16 protein-coding genes are annotated in these 19,061 nt (G+C 59.6%); 8 read left to right on the forward strand and 8 right to left on the reverse strand.

The window, feature by feature from the left end; all coding sequences use genetic code 11:
- Nucleotides 1-2: 2 nt before the first annotated feature.
- Complete coding sequence (locus tag AB4850_RS25845; protein WP_414442319.1) at nucleotides 3-917, forward strand: LysR family transcriptional regulator; 915 nt, start codon at nucleotides 3-5, stop codon at nucleotides 915-917.
- Between the two features lie 54 nt (nucleotides 918-971).
- Here AB4850_RS25845 and AB4850_RS25850 read toward each other — a convergent pair whose 3' ends face one another.
- The 6 genes from AB4850_RS25850 to AB4850_RS25875 all read right to left on the reverse strand — a co-directional run bounded on the left by AB4850_RS25850 (nucleotide 972) and on the right by AB4850_RS25875 (nucleotide 7,247).
- Complete coding sequence (locus AB4850_RS25850; protein WP_414442320.1) at nucleotides 972-1,664, reverse strand: SDR family NAD(P)-dependent oxidoreductase; 693 nt, start codon at nucleotides 1,662-1,664, stop codon at nucleotides 972-974.
- A gap of 492 nt (nucleotides 1,665-2,156) precedes the next feature.
- Nucleotides 2,157-2,375 carry a hypothetical protein gene (locus tag AB4850_RS25855; protein WP_414442321.1) on the reverse strand — a complete coding sequence of 73 codons (219 nt, stop codon included), beginning with the start codon at nucleotides 2,373-2,375 and terminating at the stop codon, nucleotides 2,157-2,159.
- A 267-nt stretch (nucleotides 2,376-2,642) separates the two neighbouring features.
- Nucleotides 2,643-3,539, reverse strand: coding sequence for an amidohydrolase family protein (locus AB4850_RS25860; RefSeq protein ID WP_070106339.1), 897 nt, complete (start codon nucleotides 3,537-3,539; stop codon nucleotides 2,643-2,645).
- 81 nt (nucleotides 3,540-3,620) lie between these two features.
- A complete protein-coding gene (locus tag AB4850_RS25865; RefSeq protein WP_414442322.1) occupies nucleotides 3,621-4,637 on the reverse strand; it encodes a substrate-binding domain-containing protein in 1,017 nt (338 codons plus the stop codon).
- 31 nt (nucleotides 4,638-4,668) lie between these two features.
- Nucleotides 4,669-5,664: an ABC transporter permease gene (locus AB4850_RS25870; protein WP_414442323.1), complete on the reverse strand. Its 996-nt coding sequence runs from the start codon at nucleotides 5,662-5,664 to the stop codon at nucleotides 4,669-4,671.
- Nucleotides 5,665-5,714: 50 nt separating this feature from the next.
- A complete protein-coding gene (locus AB4850_RS25875; protein ID WP_414442324.1) occupies nucleotides 5,715-7,247 on the reverse strand; it encodes a sugar ABC transporter ATP-binding protein in 1,533 nt (510 codons plus the stop codon).
- Between the two features lie 380 nt (nucleotides 7,248-7,627).
- Here AB4850_RS25875 and AB4850_RS25880 point away from each other — a divergent pair, with 380 nt between their 5' ends.
- From AB4850_RS25880 to AB4850_RS25900, 5 genes are all read left to right on the forward strand, one after another.
- Nucleotides 7,628-8,512 (forward strand): LysR substrate-binding domain-containing protein, encoded by an 885-nt coding sequence (locus AB4850_RS25880; RefSeq protein WP_414442325.1) that lies wholly within the window; start codon nucleotides 7,628-7,630, stop codon nucleotides 8,510-8,512.
- Nucleotides 8,513-8,605: 93 nt separating this feature from the next.
- Nucleotides 8,606-9,355, forward strand: a complete 750-nt coding sequence (locus AB4850_RS25885; protein ID WP_414442326.1) for an SDR family NAD(P)-dependent oxidoreductase — start codon at nucleotides 8,606-8,608, stop codon at nucleotides 9,353-9,355.
- Nucleotides 9,356-9,425: 70 nt separating this feature from the next.
- Nucleotides 9,426-10,754 (forward strand): MFS transporter, encoded by a 1,329-nt coding sequence (locus tag AB4850_RS25890; protein WP_414442327.1) that lies wholly within the window; start codon nucleotides 9,426-9,428, stop codon nucleotides 10,752-10,754.
- A 37-nt stretch (nucleotides 10,755-10,791) separates the two neighbouring features.
- The gene (locus tag AB4850_RS25895) at nucleotides 10,792-11,637 is read left to right on the forward strand and encodes a transketolase (protein ID WP_070106333.1); all 846 of its coding nucleotides are present in this window, start codon (nucleotides 10,792-10,794) and stop codon (nucleotides 11,635-11,637) included.
- Nucleotides 11,634-12,632 (forward strand): transketolase family protein, encoded by a 999-nt coding sequence (locus AB4850_RS25900; protein WP_070106332.1) that lies wholly within the window; start codon nucleotides 11,634-11,636, stop codon nucleotides 12,630-12,632. Before AB4850_RS25895 ends, AB4850_RS25900 begins: the two co-directional genes overlap by 4 nt.
- Before the next feature lie 317 nt (nucleotides 12,633-12,949).
- Here AB4850_RS25900 and AB4850_RS25905 read toward each other — a convergent pair whose 3' ends face one another.
- Together AB4850_RS25905 and AB4850_RS25910 are read right to left on the reverse strand one after the other, a co-directional pair.
- On the reverse strand, nucleotides 12,950-14,380 hold the full coding sequence (locus AB4850_RS25905) for a hypothetical protein (RefSeq protein WP_414442328.1): 1,431 nt from the start codon (nucleotides 14,378-14,380) through the stop codon (nucleotides 12,950-12,952).
- 21 nt (nucleotides 14,381-14,401) lie between these two features.
- A complete protein-coding gene (locus AB4850_RS25910; RefSeq protein ID WP_414442329.1) occupies nucleotides 14,402-14,713 on the reverse strand; it encodes a hypothetical protein in 312 nt (103 codons plus the stop codon).
- Nucleotides 14,714-14,947: 234 nt separating this feature from the next.
- Here AB4850_RS25910 and AB4850_RS25915 point away from each other — a divergent pair, with 234 nt between their 5' ends.
- Both AB4850_RS25915 and AB4850_RS25920 read left to right on the forward strand, forming a co-directional pair.
- A complete protein-coding gene (locus tag AB4850_RS25915; RefSeq protein WP_414442330.1) occupies nucleotides 14,948-16,048 on the forward strand; it encodes a hypothetical protein in 1,101 nt (366 codons plus the stop codon).
- 1,227 nt (nucleotides 16,049-17,275) lie between these two features.
- Nucleotides 17,276-18,652 (forward strand): glycoside hydrolase family 28 protein, encoded by a 1,377-nt coding sequence (locus AB4850_RS25920; RefSeq protein WP_414442331.1) that lies wholly within the window; start codon nucleotides 17,276-17,278, stop codon nucleotides 18,650-18,652.
- The last annotated feature ends 409 nt before the right edge of the window (nucleotides 18,653-19,061 follow it).

Here is a 19,061-nt window from a genome sequence, read left to right on the forward strand (position 1 = left end):
GGATGGCCTTTGACGAACGAACGCTGAACGGCATGAGCGTGCTAGCCGCAGTTGCCAGTTGCGGCAGCTTTGCCGCTGCCGCTGAGGCACTCAACATGTCACAACCCGGCGTAAGCCGGGCAATCGCTCGGCTGGAGGCGCGCCTCGATGTCCGGCTCTTCGACCGTCACCCACGCTCTGTGACGTTGACGGACGAGGGGCGCCGCCTGTACGAACAGGTTGTGCCTTTACTGTCCGCGCTAGAGGACGCGGCTGAATCGGCGGTCGGCCATAAATTGGTTGTAAGGGGCCGCCTGCGGGTGAACGTCCACCCTTTCTTTTCCAGCCTGATCCTTGGACCACGCCTTGGCGAATTTCTGAAAGCGCACCCCGGCCTCAAGCTCGATCTCGTGACACGAGATGAACTCGGCGACATGGTGGCAGACAGCTTCGATCTCGCAATCCGCTTCGGCGAACCAAGATCGTCGTCCATGATCGCGCGCAAGCTACTCGACACATGCGTGCTCACTGTGGCCGCTCCTTCGTATCTGAAGCGCTATGGGCACCCCACCGATCCGCAAGCGTTAAAAGACTCCAACCACGTCCGGATCGACTTCCGGAACCCCGAAACGGGACGGCCTTTCCAGTGGGAGTTTCACCGTGGCGAGGAGCGATTCCTGCTGTATTCCGAAGGCCAGCTCATGACCAACGATGTCGGCACAATGCACTCCGTGTGTCTGGCTGGTTACGGCATCGCTCAGGTGATGGAACTTGGCACCGAGCATCTGCTCGCCAGCGGACGCCTGGTGAACCTCTTTCCCGAGTGGATTGAAGAACGGTTTCCACTTTACGTGCTCTATCCCTCGCGTAACCACATGCCGGCCAAGATCAATGCGTTCCTCGACTTCGTGTCGTCCATCGTGGGGAACCCTCGATGAGGCAGGGATCGTTGCAGCACCCTGCCTCGCAATACCAACGACACGAACAACAGGCTACCAGGGGAGCGTCTCGTCGAACCGGTCGATAAAACGTAGTCCGGCCTTCCCCTGGTTCCGGATGACCGTATCGACGACAAGCGGAATACTCTCTTCGATAGAAAAAGTCGCTTCCGATCCGCCCATCTCGGTACGCACCCAGCCAGGAGCAATCAGCAAAAGCGAGCGCCCGTTATCCGGCTGGTGACCGAGATAGCACTTCATGAGCATGTTGAGTGCAGCCTTGCTGGAACTGTAGAGATCCCAGAAGCCATTATTATTTTCGATGCTCCCGAGCTCCGACGACATTACCGCAATCGTGCCTTCGGTCGAGACGAGATCCTCCAGCGCCTCAATCAGCCGCACCGGACTGAACGCGTTCACGAGCATCATGTCGAGGAAATCCTGCTCCGGCGCGCTGGACGGTGTCAGCTCGATAGACCGGGCTATACCGGCATTGACGAACAGCACGTCAAAAGTGCGGCCGTTGAGCCGTTCCCGCAAATCCTTCACACTCGCCGCGTCAGATATTTCGATTCCGGTTTCGATTTCGAGGTTAGTCGGATAATGGGCCTTCAGTTCATCCAGATTTGCGGACGGACCGCGCACGGTTGCGATCACACTCCAGTCGCGACGCGCATACTCCTCCGCGAGCGCCAATCCCAAGCCGCGTGACGCACCGATCACCAGAACAGTATGTTTTTGTGCCATGTCAAACTCCAAGTTTCAAGGGCCAGCCGGCCAACTTGACGGGGCCAGATAACCGTGGAAGAAGGCCGCCTGGATCCGCCTTTATCGTGATCCCCGCTACCGGTTGCCACTATTGTGGAGCGACCACACATCACAAACCAACCATCTGGCGTCATTACTGACATGCCGAACTGGCATTCGGCGATACGCATACGCGTGCGGACGCATGACTGACCATCTTAGGGTCCGCCTGCTCCGCGTCCCAGCCGCAGCCGAGCGCGCCGTACAGGTTCACTGGTGTTCGACGTCTGCGCAAGTTTCAAACGTATCAACGGCTGCCGGGAGTCAAAAAGCAAACGCCGGCTGCCCAGAAGGTCAACGTATGCGCCCGCCCCGCGCTCATAGCGCTCAGATGACAGGCGAACCGCGACTTCGTCCGCGGCAACCTGCCGGCGTTGGGCCTCAATCTGGCCCTGGAACGTCGCCTAACCATTGCGGATTCAACTCCTCAATTCAACATCCTTCGCCACACATCTCGTAATCGACGTGCACTTGATACGCCTTGCTCAGCCGTGCGATCGACGGAAATCGTCGATGCCAATCCGCAGGAAATCGGCCTGGGGACAGAAAATCCAGCATATTTTCTGGAGCGCGCTCGGTCGGCGACCAGGCGCGCTCCAGAATGCGAGGCCCCTTCAACTGGCTTGCGTCGCCCTGTTTGAAGTTGCGCATTCGGCATCAAATGAATCCACCGAGACGGAATCCTGGAAACCCAGTACTCGTTGAATCGAGCTCGACCGGATGACCGGCCCGATGACTGCTTCTGCCCGAACGGCGCCATACGATGTCGTCGCGCCTCTCGGGTGGGTCGGCGGCGTCCGAGCGGCGCATCTCGACCCCAAGCAGCCTTCCATCAGCCCAGCGTACGTGACCGTTTATTGCGGCAAAGCCGACGTTCGTGTCGGCCTTTGCTCAGGCGTATTGCAAGTTTGATCAGCCTTAGAGTCGATATATCCGCTCCGCATTGTCATGGAATAGCGCGCGCCGTTCCTGCGGCGAGAAGTCTTTCGTGATGGCCTTGAATGCGTTGAACACGTCGTCATAGCTGCTGAAAAGCTTGTCGACGGGAAAGTTGCTCGCGAACATGCAGCGCTCCACACCGAACGCGTCGATTGCGGCCAGTACGAACGGGCGGATACTGTCGACGGTCCATTTCCAGTCGCCCATGCCTAACCCCGAAATCTTGCATGACACGTTTGGCGCCGACGCCAACAGTTTCATGGCTTTCTTCCACGCTTCGATTTCCTCCGGGGTACGGTCGACGGGCATGCCCGTGTGGTTCAGCACGACAGGCGTATCCGGGAAGTCCCGCGCAAGAGCAACGGCCTCCTCCATCTGCGTGTAATAAAGCTGAAGATCGAACGACAGGTTATAGCGCTTGAGCAGCGCATATCCGCTGCGCCACTGGCCGTCGCTCATTAGATGCGGACTGTCGATAAACGTCTTCACTGGATCGCGATGGAAATTTAGGCATTGCCGGATACCACGTACATTCGGGAATTCGCAATGCGCTTCGATCACGGCCTGCACATCGGGAGAGTACAGATCCGCAAATCCAACAATGCCATGTGGGTACCCGCGCTTGTCAGCCACGCCCTGCAGCCATCGCGTTTCGGCGACGGGATCGTTGTGGTCGTACTCGACCTGGAGATGCACGGTCTTCACCACGTTCTGGTTTTTGATGTCCGCCAGAAAATCGTCGATCAGATAGTCCTTGCGGATCGCCGAATAGTCGCCGAATACCCGCTCGAGCATCGGGCCCTGCAACCACGGATAGTTCCCGGTCTTGAGGTCGTAAAGGTGATGATGCGGGTCGATGATGGGAAAGTTGTCCACAGTGTCTCCGAATCTCGTTGATGTATTCAAAGCGGAAAGTCGTCCACATAAAAGTGGACGGCTCCCAGATCAATCCGATACTCAATAGGTGCCAGCCGAAGGCGGATAGACGCGCTTCACGGTGGCCTGTGCATCAGGCTGGTCGATCGTCTCTTTCGTGACAAGCGGTTCCTTCAGGGCCAGTTCCTGGGTGGTCGGCTTGTGGTTCAGCGCATTGAACACCTGGCTTGTCGCATCGATGCCCTGTCCGACCGCTTCCTGCAGGAAGATGCCTTGAATCGCGCCGTCGCGCAGCAGGCGGATCGTCGTCGGGCTGCCGTCGGCCGTCACAACAGCGACTTTCCCCGTGAGGCCGCGCGTTTGCAGCGCTTTCGCCGCGCCCGTGGCGGCTTCGTCGTACATGCCGTAGATCGCTTTCACATCGGGATGCGCGGTGAGAATGTCGTTGGCCTGCGAGACGGCCTCGTTGACAGTCAGGCCGTGCGTTTCCAGCACCTGCACGAGATCACAGCCATCGGCCTTGAACGACTCCTGCGCGCCCTTCATGTACTTCTGCGCGTTCTCGCGGTCCTGCGGAAGCGACAGCATTGCGATCTTGTTGCCGCCACGCTCTTTCGCCAGCTTGCACGCGTAGGCCCCCTGCGCCTTACCCGTTTCATAGTTATTAGCAGTGACCGCGGACGTGTAGTCGGTCTGTCCAGACTGCGGGCCGATCCCCGCAAACGCGATCGGCACGGACTTTTCCTTCAGCAGGCGCAGGACAGGAGGCGTGCTGGTCGAACTGACGGGTCCCATCACGATTGCGCTGACGCCGCGCGTCAATGCCGTACGGACGTTGTCCATCTGCTTCGCCGGCGAATTCTCCGAAGTGAACTCGACATAGTTCATGCCGAGCTCTTTGGCCCGCTGCTTGACGCCATAGGCAACCCATTGCCAGTATGAAATGTCGAGCGATGGTGCAATATAGGCAATCGTCTGCTTCGCTTGCGCGAACGACGTTTGCGATGTCATGGCGGCCGCGATCAGTACGGCAGCTGCGACCAACCGGCCGTACGGCTTACGCATGGCGCCATGCTTGTGCGTTGCGATCTTGATCATGTCTGTCTCCTTGAACCTTGTTCAATGCGGCTTAGCGCCGTGCCTTGGTGATGCGGTCGACGAGCACCGCGATAAGAATGACGATCCCCGTGACGGTGCCTTGCCAGAAGCTGTTCACACCGATCAGATTTGCGCCGTTCTGAATAATCGTGATCATCAGCGCGCCGAGCAGCGCGCCGATTGCAGATCCCGTGCCGCCGAAGAGGCTCGCGCCACCGATCACGACGGCCGCGATGGCCTGTAACATGAGGCTTGAACCCGCCGTTGCCTCTGCATTGCTGATGTACGAGATGCTAACGATCCCCGCGAACGAAGCCAGCAGCCCTGACAGCAGATACGCGGACAACCGCACGCGATTGACGGGGATGCCGATCACACGCGCCGACGAGCTGCTGCTGCCGACGGCATACAGCCAGCGTCCTGCGACCACCTTGCGCAGACAAAACTCGATCGTGACAAGCAGCAACACGCACCACAGCGCATAGTTCGGCACACCCGGAATGAGCGAGCCGGAGTTGAGGAGGTAGTAGTTGGGATCGGAGATCGGCAGCGAGTGGCCGTCCGTGACGATGAACGAAAGACTCCCCGCGATCGCATATGTGCTCAGTGTGACGACGAATGGCGCGAGTCCAACGAAGGTAACGAGCGCACCATTGATCAGGCCAATGACAAGACCCACAGAAAGCCCCGCAAGACTGCTGACGATCGCGCCGAACCCGTGCGTCATTGCGAGCCCCGTGACCATGCCCGTCAGGGAAAACACCGAACCGACAGAAAGATCGATGCCACCCGTGATGATCACGAGCAGGACGCCGAACGCCATGAGCACGAGCGGCGCCGCTGCCTGCGAAACGTTCGCAATGTTGCCGCCCGAGAGCGCGGCGGGCACGACCATGCCGACGCCCAGCTCGATAACAATGATCGCGATGGCGATCGCAATCTCGGTACGATAAGTCGACAGCAGGCGTCGCACGGTTCTACCGGACTGACGGCTCTCGCTTGTGATCGGGTGAGTGACTGTCTTCATGGTTGTCTCCAGATTGGAATGTGTGTCGAAGCCTGGCGCGAACGGCGCACTCAGGCAGCCATGCCCGTCGCGTTGGCCAGATTGGTTTCATTGACATCAGCGTGACGCAGCACGCCCGTCGGGCGTCCGTCCAGATCAAAGGCGAGCACCGTGTCGCACAGTTCGACGAGTTCGACATACTCCGTCGACCACCAGACCACGGCCGTGCCTTGTGCGGCCATCCTGCGGATCAGCGCGTAGATCTCGCGCTTGGTGCGAATATCGACGCCGCGCGTCGGCTCTTCCAGCACCAGCAGCTTCGGCTTGAGCGTGAGCCACCGTGCGACAAGCAGCTTCTGCTGCGTGCCGCCGCTTAGGGTAGAAGGCAGGTCCCATAGCGAACCTGCGCGAATGTTCAACGCTTCGAGCAGCCGCTTGCCCTGTTGCACTTCTGTCTTGCGCGCTACGCTGCGCCGCTCGACGATGCGCTGCGCCGCGACGAGGTTGTCAACGATGGGCAGCGTTTCGAGAATGCCCTTGTTCGCCCGGTCACCCGAGATGAAGCCGACGCCGTCGCGCGCCGCTGCCGACGGACTCGTGTAGGCCACCGTCGCGCCATTGCGCTTGACCTCCCAGGCGTGTTCGGCGGCAAGCCCAGTCAATGCTGTGATCAGCGAGGACGGTCCCGTGGGGGCGCCCGCCAGGCCAACGATCGAACCCGGACGAATCTCTACAGCTATGCCTTCGTGTTCGATCGTGATCGTGTCGCCTTCGCAGACGCTGAGGGACGCCTGGGTATCATGTTCATCATGCGTCTGCGCTACGCTATCCGCGTTGGCACCCGATTGCCCGTCGGGTTCGACACTCTGTCCCATGCATTCGACAATTTCCCGGTCGGTGATCGCGTCGAGCGCAACGCGGTCGACGGCCGTCTTGCCGTCACGAATGATCGTGCACACGTCGGCAATCTGACGGATCTCCCGCATCCGATGCGAGACGAACAGCACCGCAAGTCCAGTGTCGGTGATCAGCCTGCGGATAACGGCAAAGAGACGTGCGGTTTCAGCCGCCGTGAGATTCGCCGTGGGTTCGTCGAGCAGCAACAGTTTCGCGCCCGAACCAAGCGAGCGCGCGATCTCGACGAGTTGCCGCTCGTGCAGCGTTAAGTCACCCACCAGACGTTCGACGGATTCACGCGCAAAATGCGTGTCGATAAGTGACAGCGCTTCAATCGCGATGGCTTTCGCGGAGCGCTCGCTGTACTTCTGCGTCGCGCGCCGCATGCGCGGCATCGCGATGTTTTCAGCGACGGACAGATGCGGCAACAGCGCGAGTTCCTGATTCACCACGGCGATTGCGCCCGCTTCGACATGCGCTGCGGCGGAAGTGCCGATCTCGTTGCCGTCGAATTCGAGCGTGCCGCCGTCGCGTTCGTGCTGGCCGGAAATGATCTTGATGAGCGTTGACTTGCCCGCGCCATTCCCACCGAGGAACGCATGCACCTCGCCGGGTGCGATCGACAGATCAAATCCTCTTAACACGCTCGTCGGGCCGAAGCTCTTGACGATCGAGCGTGCCGACAACACATACGGCTGTTGAGCCATGTCGAATCTCCAGTCGCGATACGCAGTTGACGCACGGCAGCAATCCCGTGAGACCGATGCAACGTGCTCGCCGGGTGGACCGATGTTCGTCCACCGCAGGCTCAGTGAATGAGGGAGTCTGAGACCGTGACTTGCTCGTCAGGTGACGAAAAGCGATCGCACGTCAAGAGGGAAAGCCGGATAATGCATGTCTGTCTCCTGCGCAGTTGTGCACTGCGCCAATTTGGTATGTGGTTGGAAGCTGAGACTCTCAACCTGCCGCTTCGCGGTTGCCGTCGTATCGGCGATATGCACGCTGTGCGGGTTGTCGACAGAATGGCAGTGCAGATGTCGTGCAAACAAGCCGGTTTCATTCAACCGCAACTGAAAAAAATTTCACGATGCGTATTCCTCCGCTCAAGTCCATCATCGCGTTCGAGAGTGTCGCCAGAACCAAAAGCGTGAATCGCGCAGCGGAAGAACTGGGTCTGACGGCGTCGGCCGTGAGCCATCAGCTCAGCAATCTCGAGTCGATCGTCGGGCAGCCGTTGTTTCAGCGGTCCGGGCGTGGTCTCGTGTTGACGCCCACCGGCGAGCGCTACCTTTCCGACGTGACCGGGTCACTTGCGGATCTGAGCCGCGCGACCGAGCGCGCGTCGAGCCGCACCGAGGTTGACATCCTGCGGGTGCATTCGAGTCCGAGCTTTGGACTCATGTGGCTACTTCCTCGGTTGTCGTCATTTCAGGAAGCGAATGGCGATATTCAGCTCAATCTGGCCTGCTCATACGAGAACGTCTCTTTTTCGAACGGCTACTACGACATCGACATCCGGCACGGCTACGGCAACTGGGACAATCTGGAAGTGAAAACGGTGCGTGGAGAGTTCATTGCGCCGCTTGCTTCGCCTGCCTATCTCGACCGTCATCCCGTCGAAACCCCTGAAGACCTGCTGGCGCATCGTCTGATCTATTCAGAGACACCGCTCGTCCAATGGAAGCAATGGTTCGGCAGAACAGGCGTATCCGCGAAGCAAAAGACGTTCGATTTTTCGTTCGACCGCTCCTACATGTCGATCGAAACGTCGGCGCTCGGCCTCGGCATCGCACTCGAGAGCCTTACGCTCGCATCGGTGAAAATCAGGGACGGACTGCTGGTGCCTGTTTTCGACGAGACGTATTCCGTTGAAGTTGGCGCACATCATCTGGTTTACCCGCTGCAAAACGCCGAATTGCCGCGCGTCGAGCGCTTTCTCGCATGGATCGAGAGCGAGGCGGCGTCCATCTGAATTTTTCTCAGCCATTGTTGAACGTTTCTGCGTTGATGCCGTTGCCCTGTCCGTCGACACTACAGGCACCAATCAACACTCAGGAGACAAGCAATGCTGCTCGAGAACAAGGTTATCGTGGTGACGGGCGCGGCATCGCCCCGTGGTATCGGCAAGGCGACCGCAAAAGTGCTGGCCACACAGGGCGCGCGTGTCGTGATCCTCGACCTGCGCACGGAAGACGCGCAAGCTGCCGCAGCCGATCTCGGCCCTCAACATCTCGGCCTCGCCTGCGATGTCACCGACAAGGACGCTTGTGTAGCCGCTGCGCGTGCGACGCTTGAGCGGTACGGCCGCATCGACGGACTCGTCAACAATGCGGGCATCACTCAGCCGGTCCGCACGCTCGAAATCGGCGGCAAGGATTTTGACGCGATCGTCGACGTCAATCTGCGCGGCACCCTCTATATGTCGCAGGCGGTGATTCCCGCGATGAAGGACCAAAACGGCGGCAGCATCGTTTGCATGTCGTCCGTTTCCGCGCAACGCGGCGGCGGCATCTTCGGCGGACCGCACTACAGCGCCGCCAAAGCGGGTGTGCTCGGGCTCGCCAAAGCGATGGCGCGTGAGTTTGGCGCGGATCACATCCGTGTCAATTCCATCACGCCAGGTCTCATCCAGACGGACATCACGGGCGACAAACTGACGCCCGACATGCGCGCCGATATCATCAAGGGCATCCCCCTCGGACGGCTCGGCGATGCAGCTGATGTCGCGAACGCCTGCCTCTTTCTGGTCAGTGATCTCTCGACCTACCTGACGGGTATCACACTCGACGTGAACGGCGGAATGCTGATTCACTGACGACGGCGCCGCGCGTGCGCGGCATCTCGAAGCACCTGGGACCAACCGGGGCCATGGCAGGAGACAACACATGAAATCCAGATACACAGCACCGCCCGTTGCGGGCGATGCGATCCCACGCGGCGACTCGCCGACATTCGAGGCAAAGACCTACGCGAAGGTCAGCCGCCGCTTGATTCCCTTTCTGATGCTGTGCTACCTGGGCGCGTATCTTGATCGCGTCAACGTGGGCTTTGCGAAACTGCAGATGCTGAGCGATCTGCGCTTCAGCGAGACCGTATACGGCGTAGGCGCGGGCATCTTCTTTCTCGGCTACTTTCTTTTCGAAGTGCCAAGCAATCTCATTCTTCACAGGGTCGGTGCTCGCAAGTGGCTTGCGCGGATCATGCTCACATGGGCGGTTATCTCCGCGAGCTTCGTGTTCGTCAAATCACCAACCGCCTTCTACGTGCTGCGTTTTTTGCTCGGCGTGGCCGAAGCGGGATTTGCGCCGGGCGTGATCCTGTACCTGACCTACTGGTTTCCCTCCGCGCGCCGCGCGAAAGCGTTGTCGCTGTTCTTTATGGCGATTCCGCTGGCAGGCATCATCGGCGGCCCTCTGTCGGGTGCGATCATGCATTCGCTCCACGGCGCAATGTCGATGGCGGGATGGAAGTGGCTGTTCATGCTCGAAGCCGTGCCATCGCTGGTGCTTGGCATCGCGATCCTGCTGTACCTCGATGACAGCATCGCCAAGGCAAAGTGGCTCACCGACTCCGAAAAGGCACTCCTCGCCCGCAATGTCGCTGGAGACAATGCGCACAAGACGGCTCACCTCTCGATCAGGGCGTTCATCGGCGACCGCCGCCTGTGGCTGATGGCCGCGATCTACTTCTGCGTCGTGCTTGGCCAGTACGGTCTGACTTTCTGGCTGCCCACCATCGTGCGCAAAGCGGGTGTGTCGGACCCGCTGTGGGTCGGCATTTTCACCGCGGTTCCCTACCTGTGCGCCATCATCGCGCTGCCGCTGATCGGCATGAGCGCAGACCGCCGACGCGAACGCCGCTTCCACCTCGCGATTCCGATGCTCATTGCAGCAGCAGGTTTTGCAGCCTTGCCTGCGCTGGGCAGCGTCGCGGCATCGATTGTCTGCCTCAGTGTTGCTGCCGCCGGCATCCTCGCATCGTCTTCGCAGTTCTGGGCGCTGCCGACCGCACTGCTTGGCGGGGTGTCCGCCGCTGCGGGCATCGCCGCTGTGAACTGTTTCGCCAATCTGGCGGGATTCTTCTCACCCGCCATCGTCGGCTGGCTCAATGATCTGACCGGCAAATCAACCGCGGGTCTCATCTTTATCTCCGTGGCGGTGACGCTGGGTGCCGCGCTCGTGTTCCTCGTCCCGGCCAGGTCCGTCAACCGCTGACGGTTTCAGGATTCTCTCGATATCAAAGGAGCAGTACATGGACACCGAAATCATTACCGAGGGCGTCTCGCTCGCTGAGCGCGCGTACCGGATCAGGAGAAACGCGCTGCTGATGGGCGAAGTACAGGGCCAGGGATATATCGGCCAGGCGCTCGACATCGCGGACGTACTTGCCGTGGCGTACTTCGGCGCAATGCGTTACCGCCCGCAGGATCCCGAATGGGAAGATCGCGACCGCTTCCTGTTGTCCAATGGTCACTACGCGATTGCGCTATACGCAGCTCTCTTCGAAGCCGGCATCCTGCCCGCAGAAGAACTCGAAACCTATGGCAGCGATGACAGCCGTTTGCCCATGTCTGGCATGGCGAGCTATACGCCGGGGATGGAAATGTCGGGTGGCTCGCTCGGCCACGGCCTGACGATTGCCGTAGGCCGCTGCCTTGGGCTCAAGCGCAAAGGATCGAACGCGTTCGTCTACACCCTTTTCTCCGATGGCGAACTCGACGAAGGCGCGATCTGGGAAGGCCTGATGTCCGCCGCGCACTGGAAGCTCGACAACCTGATCGCGATGGTCGATGTAAACAACCAGCAGGCCGACGGCCCGTCGACGCAAATCATGGCGTTCGAGCCGCTCGTCGAGAAACTCGAGGCATTCGGTTGGTACACGCAGCGCGTGAACGGCAACGACATCGAAGCCGTGAAGCTGGCTTTCGATAACGCGCGCAATCACGACAAACCGCAACCGCGCATCATCGTGTGCGATACGAAGATGGGCTGCGGCGTGCCGTTCCTCGAACAACGCGAAAAGAACCACTTTATCCGCGTCGACGCGCACGAGTGGCAACTCGCGCTCGAAGCACTCGAAGCAGGGAGAAAAGCATGAGCACCGTTGAGAAAAAGCCGCGCCTGAAAACATCGGCGATGATCGCGTCGATCGCGGGAGAAGGCCAGATTACGCGTTCCGCGCCGTTCGGCCATGCTCTTGCCGAACTCGCACGCACGAAGACCGACGTGATCGGTATGACAGCGGACCTCGGCAAATACACCGACCTGCACATCTTCGCGAAGGCATTCCCTCAGCGTTATTACCAGATGGGGATGGCCGAACAGCTGCTGATGGGTGCCGCGGCAGGCTTCGCGCATGAAGGCGCGCAGCCGTTCGTGACAACTTATGCGGTGTTCGCCACGCGCCGCGCCTACGACTTTATCCATCAGGCAATCGCTGAGGACAACCTCGACGTGAAGATTGTGGCAGCACTGCCGGGTCTCACGACAGGCTATGGCCCGAGTCATCAGGCAGCCGAAGATCTCGCTCTGATGCGCGCGATGCCGAACATGACAGTGATCGATCCGTGCGACGCGCTCGATATCGAGCAGATGGTGCCGGCCATCGCCGCACACAAAGGCCCCGTCTACGCGCGCCTGCTGCGCGGCAACGTGCCTGCCGTCCTCGACGAATACGACTACAAGTTCGAACTCGGCAAGGCGAAGCTGCTGCGCGACGGCAACGACGTGCTGCTGATCTCATCCGGGATTATGACGATGCGCTCCCTGGAAGTCGCGAAAGCGCTGGAGGCGGACAACATCGGCGTCGGCGTGCTGCACGTGCCGACCATCAAGCCACTCGATACGGCAACCATTCTGCGCGAAGCGAAGCGCACGGGCCGCATGCTGATCGTGGCGGAAAACCATACGATTATCGGTGGACTGGGCGAAGCCGTGGCTCGCACACTGCTCGGCGCCGGCGTGACGCCGCCGTTCCGGCAGATCGCACTGCCTGACGAGTTTCTCGACGCGGGCGCCTTGCCAACGCTGCACGACCGCTACGGGATTTCGACGGGGACGATGGCCGCGTCTATCAAAACATGGCTCGTATGACCCCGATCAAATGACGGGCTAAATCCTAACGATTTACCTAAGGTGACAGTTGCTGCCAAGAACGGCCGCATCCCGACGGGAAGCGGCCGTTCGCTTCGGATGATCCAATGGCGGCTCTTGGCCGGAAGCCGCCCGATGCGACCAGCCGTAACCGACCCTTAGCCGCCGCTCGCACTTGTCCGACTGCAACGGCCGTTTCTGGAGTGCTGCCGCCGCATCCGCACCTCGCCGAGCACTTACTTCCACCGTGCGCTCGAAGACCACGCTCTGACCAAGCGTGTGGCGGCCATCGGTTTCGACAGCGAATTCACCGACGCTTAACCGATGGTCGGCGGCGCTTGACGCAAAGGCCGGTATTCGTGGTTGGGCGAGGCGTAGTCGATGTACTGATCAGCCGCGTTGGTCATCCGTAGCAGTAGGCGCTGGAACAGCCCCCTCAGCAGCTTCATGTCCCGGATCGCAGCCACCTCCTGACCCTGCGGGATCGGCGCGCCATGGGCGGCTTTGTTACGTCGGCGCCACGCGGCGTCCTCGTCATCGCTCAGCTCAAGGTTCAAGGCGGCCATCACGTCCTTCAGCCCCTGACGCTGGTCGATGCCATTGAAGGTAGGCAGCTTATTCTTCAAGGCCATCTTCGCCTCAAGGGAGATGTTGCCGCCGTCGATGACGTCGCTGAGTGCAGTCTTGAGGATCTTCCATTCGTCTCGGGTTGCCCAGCCCTCTTGCACCTTTCCGGGGTTGGCTTTGGTGTAGGCACTCTGCAAGCCCTCGATCGCCGCGCCGAAGTGAGCGGGCGCGATGTGCGGAGTGGCGGCGCAGGCATGCCAGAAGGCCCAGTGCAGGTTCGCAAGATCTAGGGAATCGAACGCCGTCACAAATGCCTGAATCGCCTTTGTCAGTTGTGGGGCGCCAAGCTCATTCAGGAAGCGGTTGCCGAGCGGCGCGAGCTGGAGAGTTTCGATGTCGAAGGCATGGCAGCGCAGGCTGTAGGCGCTCCGTGCGAGCGTGGACACGACGTTCCATTCGGCATCGTAGTGGGTTGTGCCGAGATCTACCAAGTACACGCCCATCGCGAAAGAAAGGCCTGTGCGGATCTTCTTTCGAAACTCATCGTCTGGGGCGCCATCGTAGACGATGCACCCCGGCTTGATGGCGCCGGGGCGGTCTTCTCTGTCGAGCGCGCAAACGTAGAAGGTCGCGCCATCCACCGTCACCTTGGCGGAGTTCCACGAGGTGCTGGAACGGTCGGTATCGCTCGCGATAGTGATGCCGTCGTTCAGGGAAATTCTTCGAGTGGTGATGGTTCTGGTAACCACGTCGGAAGCCGCTGGCCAAACGTATGGGCTCGTGGGCAGGTTTTCGAGCCAGTCGATGACATATGCCGCGGGCGCCCCGGACGGGTTGCTTGTCTTGGCGACATGGACCTGAGCCAGCTCCTTGAGGGGCTGCTCGGTTACACCGAGGGTCTGGCGATTCTGACTATAGGGCATCAGCCCAAAGAATTCCCCTTCCAGACCACCCACGCTCCGGAGGAGCGCCCGCTCGTTCGTCAAACGAACCGTGCCTGGCGGCAGATCGATCGCCGCCGACGTCGCATTGGGGGCGGCCTCAGTCTCCAAGATAAGGTTCAGCTTTTTGTCCCGGCGGATCGAAAAGCTACGAATTGGCTGATGGAGTGGGCCGGGATCGGTGATCTCGAATAAGCCCTTGTTCAGGATTCGAAGGCATTCCTCGGTCAGGTCGCGCATCACCATAAGAGCCGCCGGATGTCAGTTATTGGCCGAATGTGGAAATTTCTCGTTGGAGCGAGTGCAGCAAAATACCTCGAACGAACACCAGTCGGGCACAAACCCTTCAAAAATAAAAAAATCATCGACGTATGCGAGACCGCGGCTTTCCAGTGACTTCATGCACTCGTCGGCTGCATCGCTTCCAAAAAATGGCCCGAGCGATATCAGGCTATCGGATTCGTCAAAGTACGTCTGCAAATTGAATTCGGCCATGACCATTGCCAGGTCGACAAGCTTGGCCGCAAGCGCCGCCCGTCGAACAACGATGCCGAAATCCCTAGATACTTTCATCGATATGCGCCTAGAGCGAGTGAGTGGCTCCGATTGTCAACGATCTCTGCACCGAGGTCGAGTGTCCCGTCCTGGCCGCACGCTGACTCTCGCGAACGTGCGGCATGTCTTCAGTCTCTTCCCTATCACCTGAGATGGGAAAAGCCGATCCATTCTTCTCAACGACTGCTTCGACTTGGCAACGTCGTCTGGCATGATGGTCGCTCAATAAAACAAGGTGGTGAGGATATAAAGGTGGAAGAGCACTACGAGGTCGTGACAGATGTCGCCGAAATCGCGCGATTGAACAAACAACTTGCGAAGCACTTGCGCGCGGCTCTCCCCTACAAGGAGAGCCGTGAGATAACCTACCCATCCGGCCACCAAACCGGCATGGTGTACTTCGAGGCGCAGACTGGCACTGGTCTTCGTGCTTGGTCAGCGGGCTCCGATTCCGACAAGCTCATGAACTTATTGCTTTCCGCCGATCCGGGCAGCCCAAAGTGGATCGAGATAGCAGTGCAGTTGAATTTTCCGGCGGGTACCTATAACCGGCGCATGGCCGGCGCTTTTATCAGGGATGCCGACGGCGAGATTTTCGTGGCGCACCGGGGCAAGCTGACAAAAGGTCGGGCGGGACTTCCGAAGGACAAAGTGTTCCGCGAGTTTGCGGCCACGACCGTCGAAGCGGCTGATCATCGCAAGAAGACCTCGAGGGTCATCTTGATCGCCGGGCTAAACCACCCTGAACTGGTCGACCGGTTATGGGAATTCGCTGAGGAAGCCCGAGAAGTCGCGACCCGCCTAGGAGAAGAGTTGCATGGAGATGAGGAAAACGAGTCTGTCAGCACTGCACCTCGTGACCCCAACGGTCCTAACAGGTCAAACGGGGGAAAAGCGAGCGACCCAGCACCCACTTCTCCCGCCGAGCGCCTTCTGAAACTGCGGGCCTATTTCGACGAGTATTCCGGCGAGGTGAGCACCAAGGGACATGGCGGCGACAAACGCACCGTCGAGCACGGCGCGATTGTCCGAGCCCTGGAAGCACGACTGAGAGGCGGGGGGGATAGCCAGAAAGCACAAGCCATTGATCTGGCTATCGTCGCGACATCTAGTGTCGATCTATTCGAGGTCAAGACTTCGGCTCGGACGACGGATGTGTGCACGGGTGTAGGGCAGTTGTTGATCCACGGCGAGTGCATTATGGACGAGCTCGGGATCGCAGTGAACCGCTACCTAGTCCTCCCGGAGAAGCCGAAGGCCAGTCATAGCAAAGTGATTTCAGGCAAGCCAGGTATCAAGGTCGTCACTTACCAGAAGGCCGGTTCAACGTACGAATTCAACGGTTTGAGCTGACCTCGTCGCAGTCGCGTCGTAGGCGGAAATCTTTCCACCAACTTTCGCGAGTATGTGATGCAGCGAGTTCGGCCGCCGCCCCGTCCGGGAAAGCGCGTATCAGTAACGACTACATGAAAGGCCGCTCTTCGGCGCAACTGCCGTTCGAACGGCCATGTGCTCACCGTTGCGAACGTCCCATAGTGGCCGGAAGCGGCCCGGTGCGGTCGGCCGTAGCCGACCCGCTCCCGCCATTCGAGGCTTCACGACGGCAACGTCCGGTATCGAATCTTCATCGACTATTCCTTCAAGCTGGGACGCCTCCCGTTTGCCGGCCTGAGTAGAAGAATTCGATCGTGACCTCTGACCTCCCCTCAAGCACGCAGAACGGTTCCACAGAGCGACTCGACACTGAACCGTGCCGGCGGCCGAGAAGCGAGCCTCCCCCCACACGCACGCGGATGCCTGACCGAGACCGTAAAAGAAGAGATGCACGCCGGGTGTCGGCAGTGCCGTATCGGCAGGCGATCTGTCGATGCCGCGATAGATGCCGCAATACACGCGAAGATTGCAACGGCGAAGCGAGAACAGCCCTCAAGACATCTGACATCGCATATCAAAAACACGATACTGATCCCGATTCGTAATCTGTCGCCGTGCAATTAAACCTTGTCGGTGTTCAAAAAGTCTGAATAAAACGCTTAAATACAGGATTTATCAAACATTACAAACCGTTTTTCATAGGTAGATACGAACCTTGCTTTATTTTCCAATCGTCATATTATCGTGTCATCGTATGACATTAGATATCATTTCGTTATTGCCTTCCATCGACGAGATCACCCCCTATGCCGGAAACAGCCGTGAGCACCCACGACTTCGAAGCGCCTTCCGGCAAATCGGATCCGCTCAAGATATTCAGGATCACGAAGCGAAAGTTCATTGGCCATGACAGGGCTCCGATGGGCAGCGCGCCACTCGGCGCCGGTGGAGGCGAAGGCACCGATACGCCGGGGCCGCTGGCGCCTCCGCCACTTCCCTCAAGCGCGTCACGACGACAGCAGGTTCGATCTGGATACACGCCGGCCTGCGCTGATCCGCACAAGCCGGTCTCACCGGGCAGTACCCAGGGTTCGAAGAGGATCCTGGCAGAGGTTCGACCCACCGTTGGCAGAGATTCATTGGCCGCCTGCTTCCGCGTGCGTGTCGAGCTTGATTTCCTCCTCCATTCAAAGACAAGGAAAAACGATGAAAAGGAATATCAGCATGCGCGCGGCACTGGCGCTGTCTACCTTCGCCGCGCTCACCGTGCAGGCATCGGCCAAGGCCGAGACCTGCACGCCTCAGTGGAGCAGTTCGGCGAGCAGCAATACCACCAACCTTCAGAATGCAATCAAGCAGTGCGCTGCCAGCGGTACTAGCAGCAGCCCGGGCTTGGTCGACCTGACCAGCAACAACGGCATCTCGACAGCAGTCATCACCAGCGTGAACCTGGCCAGCAACATCGTGTTGAAGTTGGAGAAGGGCTTCACGTTGAAAGGCTCGCCCTCGCAGCCCGCCAGCGGCGCGATGCTTACCGGAAGCAATCTGAGCAATTTGACCATTACCGGCACCGGCGCGATCGATGGCGATGGCCAGGACTACTGGCCAGCGGCGGTCGGCCAAAACAACACGGCCCGACCGAAGCTGATCGCGATCACCGGCTCGACCCTGCAAATCGGCTCGAACTTCACCGATACCGGAAAATCGCAATCGATCGTCGCTTTTCCGAGTTCGTCCAATGCCACCGACAATGCGCTGATCATTCGCAATTCGCCGAAGGAACAGTTGGTGATCGAGTCCGGTTCCAAAAACGTCACGATCGACGGCGTGTGGATCTACGCAAACCCGAATCGCAATGCCAGCGGCAACGATCTCGCGCCGAATACCGATGCGGTCGACATCATCGGCACCCAGACGGCAGCTGTCCGCAACTGCGTGCTGGACACCGGCGATGACGACATCGCGATCAAGTCCAACGCGGGCGGTGCGGCCACCTCCAACGTCACCATCGACCATTGCGTGGTCGGCGGCGGTCATGGCATCTCGATCGGCGGCCAGGAAGCGGCCGGCAGCACGCTGGCTAACCCTGGCGTCTCGCAGGTGACGATCGACACGGTGCAGTTCAGCGGTACCGACTTCGGCTACCGGATCAAGACCGACCAGACTGCCAAGGACAGCGGCGCAACCACCGGCATCACCTATCGGAACACCTGCATGCGCAACGTCCAGCAGCCGTTCCTGTTCACCTACGCCTACGCATCGGGCACCGGCGGCAACCTGCCAATTATCGCCAACGTCAATATCGACAACGTGATCGCCACCGCCACCAAGCAGCAAGGCGCCATCGTCGGGCTCTCGAACAGCCGGATGGGCCAACCGGCAACGGGCGACACGGGAATCCGCATCACCAATAGCCAGATCAGCGGCGGCAGCGCCTTCTCGGTGACAAACGGCGAATTGCAACTGGGCAGCAAAAGCAGCCTGACCACCTCGATCGGCTCGAACGGTCAGGTGGTGTCTATCACCGACAGCGGCCCGACCCTGTCCTGTCCGAGCAGCATCACGATCCCGGCGCAACTCTAAACCGGATCGTTAAGGCGCAGCCGGTGGCGTTCGACTCGAACATATCGAACAGTGAACGCTTCTTGCGACAGGCCTTCCAATGCCGGCGCGATGACCATCGCGCCGGCACGCTGACCCGCGCCGACTCATCCGGCCAAACGGCAAGCGGGACATCACGGAGCAGACGTTACATCGCCGACGAAACGAATTCGGCGGCATGGGCATGCCCGCAGCCCGTCGACTCGAAGCGCTCGAATCCGAAAACGATCGCCTCACGCGACCGATCGCCTAGCAAGCGACCTGCGGCGATTCAAGTCGATCTCAAGATCTTGTTTTTCAAAAGCGTAAATATTCAATAAATCGAGGATTTTATTTTTATTACCATTGCGAACGACGATAAAAATCATAATTGACCGATCGCATCGCACCC

It is taken from the genome of Burkholderia sp. 22PA0106 (assembly GCF_047497155.1).
Classification (GTDB): domain Bacteria; phylum Pseudomonadota; class Gammaproteobacteria; order Burkholderiales; family Burkholderiaceae; genus Burkholderia.